General features: G+C 70.6%; 1 protein-coding gene. It reads right to left on the bottom strand.

Features of this window, described 5'->3' with window-relative positions:
• Positions 1–40: 40 nt before the first annotated feature.
• Entirely contained in the window at positions 41–1,249 is a 1,209-nt protein-coding gene (locus QQL24_RS36335; protein ID WP_284317204.1) for an IS110 family RNA-guided transposase, read from the bottom strand.
• Positions 1,250–1,457: the final 208 nt, after the last annotated feature.

The raw sequence follows: 1,457 nt of genomic DNA, 5'->3' as shown, positions 1-1,457 counted from the left end.
ACAAGGACGCAGGTCTTCGGCCCGAACCGCCAGGCACAGTTCAGGCTGCCAAGGCCAGCGCACCCCGGTGGCAGGCCGGGTCGTACGGTTTTCGTTCGGTCCAGGCGCGCCAGAGCACACGGATCCAGGCGCGGGCCAGGATGCGCACGGCGTGCGGATGCGGACAGCCCCGGGCCTTGGCGCGCTGATAGATGTCGGCGGCCCAGGGGCAAGCGTGACGGGAGTTGTCGGCAAGGCCGGTGATGGCGTGGCGCAGACGATGATTGCAGGCCCAGCGGAAGACCACGCCGCGGCTTTTGCCGGACTGGCGGGTGACCGGGCAGACGCCGGCCTCGGCGGCGAGTTGATCGGCGGACTGGAAGCGCTCGCGCACGTCACCGAGTTCGACCAGGATCTGAGCGGCGCACAGCCGGCCCGCGCATGGGAAGGACATCAGGATCGGGCCATCCGGCAGCGCCGCGACATCCCGCTCGATGCGCTGGGTCACGGCGCGGATCTGGGCCCCGAGGCGTGTGAGCACGCTGGCGAGCGCCCGCACGAGGACGCCTTTGGCTTCGGCCTCCGCGACGCTGGCCCGGCCCTGGGGCGCAGCCTTGAGGCGAGCCAGAAGCTCGGCCGCACTGCGACGCCCGCTATAGGCGTGCCGGACCAGGAAGGCACGCAGGCGCTGCTCCCCCAAGCGGGCCGCGCTGGCGGGCGTGGGATAGCGCTCGACGAAGACAAGCGCGATCGGGCTGTCGATCGCGGCGAAGAGAACGCCCGCGCCGGGCCAGAAGCCCTCGAGCAGCGTGCGCAGCTGGTTCGCCAGCGCCACACGCTGCCTCACCAGAGCGGCGCGCCCGCGCACCAGCGCCTGCAAGGCCTTGAGCCCCGGCGAGCAAGGCATCAGCGGGCGGAAGCGATGGCCATCGGTGCGCTGCAGATCGGCCAGCAGATAGCAATCGCCCGGATCGGACTTGGCCCCGGCGGCGCTGTAGCGGGGCCGGCTCGCCTTGACCACATTGGGATGGATCGGCACGATTGGATGGCCCACTGCCATCAGCGTCTCCACCACCAGACCGTTCGGCCGTTCGATCGCCACCGGCAACTCGCCAGGCGGCCCCAGCCGGGCCAGCCGCTTCACCAGATCCGCAAGCCCGGCCGCATCGTGTCGCACCATGAACCGGGCCGCCACCGCCCCGCTCGCCCGCTCCACCACGCACACCCCATGCTCGCGGCCACCCCAGTCGAGTCCAACGCATTTTGCCATCTCAGCTCTCCGTCAGTCTGGGTTAGACTACCGGCCAGCTGGGAGGTCTTGCGGGAAGCTCACTGACCGGCGCTGCGGCCTCGACATCCTGGCGCTACATCCTGTTGCCCGTCCCGACCTCCCAGCACCTGACGCGTCGCTGGTCTCTTGATGGCCGTCGAGGCGGCTCGCGGACAAGGGCGATCACGAAAGGGGCCGGGAGACGAGT

Origin of the sequence: Labrys miyagiensis, assembly GCF_030160835.1 — a bacterium.
GTDB classification, from domain to species: Bacteria; Pseudomonadota; Alphaproteobacteria; order Rhizobiales; family Labraceae; genus Labrys; species Labrys miyagiensis.
The sequence above is the reverse complement of the archived record's forward strand: the minus strand, read 5'-3'. Positions and strand labels throughout refer to the sequence as shown.